At 45.6% G+C, this 5125-nt stretch carries 5 protein-coding genes; 1 reads left to right on the top strand and 4 read right to left on the bottom strand.

What is annotated here, in order from left to right:
- Positions 1-75: 75 nt before the first annotated feature.
- From GXO74_07180 to GXO74_07165, 4 genes are all read right to left on the bottom strand, one after another.
- Entirely contained in the window at positions 76-1170 is a 1095-nt protein-coding gene (locus GXO74_07180; GenBank protein NOZ61449.1) for an HAD-IIIA family hydrolase, read from the bottom strand.
- Positions 1157-1861, bottom strand: a complete 705-nt coding sequence (locus GXO74_07175; GenBank protein NOZ61448.1) for an SIS domain-containing protein — start codon at positions 1859-1861, stop codon at positions 1157-1159. The genes GXO74_07180 and GXO74_07175 overlap by 14 nt, the downstream gene beginning before the upstream one ends.
- 45 nt (positions 1862-1906) lie before the next feature.
- Positions 1907-2671: an HAD family hydrolase gene (locus GXO74_07170; protein ID NOZ61447.1), complete on the bottom strand. Its 765-nt coding sequence runs from the start codon at positions 2669-2671 to the stop codon at positions 1907-1909.
- Between the two features lie 231 nt (positions 2672-2902).
- Positions 2903-4477, bottom strand: a complete 1575-nt coding sequence (locus GXO74_07165) for a glycosyltransferase (GenBank protein ID NOZ61446.1) — start codon at positions 4475-4477, stop codon at positions 2903-2905.
- A 449-nt stretch (positions 4478-4926) separates the two neighbouring features.
- On the opposite strand from GXO74_07165, the gene GXO74_07160 reads away from it, so the two are divergent.
- Positions 4927-5125: hypothetical protein (locus GXO74_07160; protein NOZ61445.1), on the top strand; the 199-nt coding region annotated here is incomplete at its 3' end.

The raw sequence follows: 5125 nt of genomic DNA, 5'->3' as shown, positions 1-5125 counted from the left end.
CTTTTTTCCTTGATCGTGACCAATTTTTTTTGAGAATGAGCAATTCGTCCGGAGAAACGAGTTTGGAAATTTCTTTCAAAATTTACTTTTCTCCCGCTCCAAACGGAGCACTAATTCCGCTGCTTCGAGCAAATCATCGACGATGAAGTCAGGTTTTACATCCCAGGTTTCGGGATCAGCGGTTCTGTCGTTTCTGATCCAGATCGTGCGCATGCCGCTGTTTTTGCCGGTTTCAATGTCCCAGGGCGAGTCACCGATGAAAAAACTGTTTTTCAAATCGATGTTCAACTCCTCTTTCGCGCGCATGACCAAACCGGTGTTTGGCTTGCGGCAGGGACAATTTTCCGCCAGACTGTGGGGGCAAAAATAAATTTTATCGATCAAAATGCCAGCCCGGGAAACTTCAGTGAGCATTCTTTTGTTCACGCGATAAAAATCATTTTTTGTGAAATAGCCCAGGCCGATGCCTCCCTGATTGGTGACGATTACCAACCGGTAGCCCATGTCGCGGAATTTTTTCATTCCCGCGAGTGCGGTGGGCAAAAATTCCAAATCTTCCGGATCGCTCAAATAGCCGACTTCTTTGTTGATTGTGCCGTCCCGGTCGAGAAAAATTGCCGGCGACATTTTCGGAGGTTTGCGCTGAAGATGAACTGTGCGCTTGGTTTCTTCCACGAATTTATCTGCGGCACCCTCGCCGTGGGCAATTTTTTGAATGATCTGAGTGGTGGAAACCGATTCCCGCACCGGAATGAGCACCGCTTTGCCGCCATATTTTTCAACCATCGCCTTCGACGTTAATTGCGATTCGCTGTAATCGCCGGCTTTGAAATAAAAATCAGGCTGCAAAAGTTCAATATTTTTAGCGTTGCGTCGCTCATTGAAAATGAAAACAAAATCCACGCATTGCAGCGCAGCCACGACGCGCGCGCGGTGAGATTCGGAATTGAGCGGTCTGTTTTCCCCTTTGTAGGATTTGACAGACTCATCGGAATTGACGCCAACAATCAACACGTCGCACATTGAGCGCGCTTGTTCCAGATAATCCACATGACCCGCGTGCAGCAAATCAAAGGCGCCAGAAGTGAAGCCGATTTTTTTACTGCTTTTTTTTAATTCAGCGCAGATGTCGCGCAATTCGTCTCTCGTTTTAACTTTATTTTTCGTCATTTTCCCGTTCCGGAAAATAGTGCGCTTCCACCAGGGCGCAGAGCGTGTGATAAATTTTCTGATGCAATTCTTGCACGCGATTGGTTTTCTCGTGCGGCGCCTGAATGGGGTAATCCACAGCGCCGGCCAATTCGCCGCCTGCTTTTCCGGTCAGCGCAATGGTGCGCATTCCGATGGCTTTTGCCGTCGTCACTGCGTACAACACATTTTTGGCGTTGCCGCTGGTGCTGATGCCAAGGAGTACATCTTCACTGCGCCCAAGAACAAAAAGTTCCTGCGCAAAGGCCATGTCTGGCAGAGGAAAATCGTTTTCCACCGCGGTTTTTAGCGACGGATTGAGTCCGAGCACAATTGCCGGAAAGCCATATTCCAGATGCTGCGATAGCTCTTCGCCGTAAGGATGTTCGGCAAAGATTTTCCGGTCTTCTTCCGATAGCTTGCGATTTCTTTCATAAGATTTGAGCATCTCGCCGGAGATGTGCAGGCAATCGGCGTAGCTGCCGCCGTTCCCGCACAGGAAAAGTCTTCCGCCGTTTTCAAAGCTATTAGTGATGACAACGTAACTCTGCAGCAACGGTTGCAAAATCGTTTGCAGTTTCGGTTCTTCGTTCCAGAAGTCAGCGACAATTTCTACGACATCCGGATGGTGCTGCAAATAATCTCGGACTTCATCAGGTAGCTTTTTTCTCATCGACTTGTTTCCCTTTGTGTGAGATGTAGTCACCTCCGAGGTGGACTACATCTGTTGTTCGTTGTCCAAATTTTCCACTTTTTCCAAAATTTCTTCAAAACTTTTAGCAATTCCGTCCGGCGTTTCGCTTTCGTCCCGCGGCTGCAGGAGGGAAACGCTCGCTCGTTTCACGCTTTCCAGATAAATTTTTTCCAGTTCATCTTGGGGCAGGTAGTTTTTCACAGCCACTGTCAGCGACAGCCAGATAGTGCGCATGCCCAAAGTTTTCGCCGGAGCGATGTCATTGTCCACGCGGTCGCCGATCATGACCGCTTCTTCGGGGCGGCAATTCGCCTCGCGCAGCGCCCAGCGGAAAAATTCCGGGTCCGGTTTGCGCAAGCCGACAGTCTCGCTGACGCCGTGAATTTTAAAAAATTCTAATAAGCCGTGAGCTTCCAGCACATCACACACTTTTGTCGGCTGATTGGCGATAATGCCTAGATTATATTTTTTTACTAAATTTTGAATGACCGGCACTATCGCCGGCATGAGCGGACTTACTTCTGCCCAATTATCTCGTAGCAATTTTTTGATTTCCAACTCATATTTAGCCCATTTTTTCCGACCGAGATGTGACAAAGCTACGCTGACGAAATGTTTTCCGTCCCGCTCGTTCAAAATAAGTGCCTCTCGTTGGGAAAGAATCTGGCTGAAAGAGACGTCATCTCTTTCTCGCTGAATGGTTTCATAAATTTTCCGATACAGCAGCGCCATCGCCGGATCGTCGTTCAAAATGACATTCCCAACATCAAAGAAAATCCATTTTAACATAAACTGTCCTGATTTTTCGTTTTTTTCTTACGGCTGTTGAATGTTAAAGTTAATATTTTATTTTTAAAATGCAAATGATTTTCGGGGTGAGGAGGAATTTTATTTTAATCGTGGCGGCTTCGTATGAGATATTTTTTTTATCCTCACACGGAGAGCACGGAAGCCACAAAGGATATTTTATTTTTATCTTTGCGGCTTTGTGTGAGAAAAATCTAATAGACTTCGCTATGTTTATTGATTGTGATTAATTTCCTTCCTTCTTTCAATCGCTTCCAGTCGCATGTAATCTTTGGCATTGTCGTTCCTGTCGATGGTGATTTCGTCAATAGAGTGATCTGTGCCGCCGGCGTGGCGGATGACATCGTAAATGGGATCCCAGACTCTGCCGATGCGATATTTTTCGGACATGCGGAGAACGAGATCGTAATCCTCGCCGTAATTACGGCAATAGGGGGAATCATTCATGCCGAAGCCGCCTAATTCTTTGATCAATTTGATGTGCGCGGAGCGAGGCGCGCCGGCGCCGTTGATGCGCAGCAGATTGTTTCTTCCGTTTTCTTCAGTCCACTCGTCGTGGGTAACTACGGGAATCTCTTCCATGCGCGTGATTTTGGCTGTTTTCTGGTCTTTTTGCCAGACTTCGTAAGAGCCGATCACCATGCCGATATGTGGGTCTGAATTAAAAACAGACAACAATTTTTCCACGGCAGTCGGCTTCAGCCGGTCGTCGGAGTCGAGTTGGACATAAAATTTTCCCCGAGCTGCGCTGATTCCTTTGTTCAGACAATGGCCGATATTATTCACATCTTCCACGATTAATCTTACCGCTGGCTTGTTCGGATCATATTTTTCGCCGCCGGGTAGGTACGGCTTCACGCCTTCAATTGTGGGATCTTTGGGCCCGCCATTGACGACGACGAGTACTTCCACGCTTTGCACCGTCTGCGCCTGCACGCTTTCGATGGCGGTGCCGATGAATTCTTTTCTGTCGAAAACAGGGATGACCACGCTGGCGATGCACGCGTCGAATTTCTTTTCTTCTTCCTCGGAATATTCTACTTTGTGATAATTTTGCCCGGGAGCAAGGTAGGCGCCGACACGTTTGAGATATTCGGTGACGGCGGTTTCCATTTCCAGTTGGATATTTTTTCCGGCGAGAAGATAATCAAAAACATTGTGCGTTTTCGCCGCTGCTTTGGCTAAGTAGAGATGACCGTTTTGTTTGGCTTCAATGTGATAAAGTTGATATTTTTCCGAAGCACGAAGGCGCAGATCGTACCAATGAGCAGCCTGATATTTTTCATTCATGCCGTTCATTTGCTCGAGTACTTTTTTGGAAAAAAACCAGACGGCGCCAAAATCCATATTGTCTCGTAGTCTGCCATGATGATAATTGAGCAGATGAATATCTTTTTCGCTGCCGTCGGCCTCGATCAAACGGTAGTCTGCGTACACCATTCCTGTGTCGTCGTGTCGTTTGGCAACGCCGAGAAAAAGTTCCAGTGTGCTGAGACGAAACGTTATTTGAGATTGCTCGTTATTCACCAACGCGACAAATTCGCCGCTGCATTTTTTCAGTCCCTGATTTATTGAATGAGCGCGATTTTTGAGATCGATGGGTAAATGAATGATTTTCTCGTTTTTCATAATTTCGGGATAGCCAGAATTTTCGCCCCGTTCGTCAACTAAAATGAGTTCCCATTTTTCATAGTTTTGCTCGATGAGACTTTGGATTGAGTGATCGAATTGCGCATCGTCGTAACCTAATTTGTCGTTGTAAATCATCACAATGCTGATTTTTTCCATCTGTTAACTCCGGTAGTTATTCGCATTTCATCGGTTTTTGTTCGGAAGAAAAATCTAACAAAGATAAGATTTAAAATTGATTTTTGCAAGGGAAAAGTTTGGAAATTAACTGAGCGAACTAACTGTGGAATGACGAAGTTGCCTAATGATTGGGAGCGAATGCTGAAATTTTACATGAAGTTTGCGTATCGGCGCAAAAATATGATTTGTGTTTTTCCTGGCCACGGCTCAAAAAATGGGAATAACTGAACTTTTTTCCCAATTTCTCGTAGTAAGAGTTGGAATCTTTCGGCGTGCAGATGTCGAATTTATCATAAGGGTTTGATTGCGAAAACTTCCTTTTAATTTTCGCTGAGAGAAATTACTTGACATTTAGTAAAAAAATTTTAAATTAATGATTGCTTTGATATGACTAATTCGCCCGTTAACATTAATTACGAGGAGGTATTATGAAGAAGGTCATTGCTGCGCTGACACTGATTTCGGTCGTTGCTTTGTTTGTTATTGCGTTCGCTCAGGATGCGAAAACATTTAAGTATGTCGGCGTAAAGAAATGCAAAATGTGCCACAAAGGCGCCAAGAAAGGACAGATTTACGAAACCTGGATGAAAGCAAAACATGCCAAGGCGTTTGAAACATTAGGGACGC

The sequence above is a fragment of the Calditrichota bacterium genome (assembly GCA_013152715.1).
Classification (GTDB): Bacteria; Zhuqueibacterota; Zhuqueibacteria; order Thermofontimicrobiales; family Thermofontimicrobiaceae; genus 4484-87.
Note: the sequence above shows the minus strand (reverse complement) of the source record. Positions and strands in the feature narration are given on the sequence as shown.

Excerpts from the sequence above, each read along its gene's own strand:
- GXO74_07170 (NOZ61447.1), bottom strand. The coding sequence starts at position 2,671 with ATGTTAAAATGGATTTTCTTTGATGTTGGGAATGTCATTTTGAACGAC.
- GXO74_07165 (NOZ61446.1), bottom strand. The coding sequence starts at position 4,477 with ATGGAAAAAATCAGCATTGTGATGATTTACAACGACAAATTAGGTTAC.
- GXO74_07180 (NOZ61449.1), bottom strand. The coding sequence starts at position 1,170 with ATGACGAAAAATAAAGTTAAAACGAGAGACGAATTGCGCGACATCTGC.
- GXO74_07175 (NOZ61448.1), bottom strand. The coding sequence starts at position 1,861 with ATGAGAAAAAAGCTACCTGATGAAGTCCGAGATTATTTGCAGCACCAT.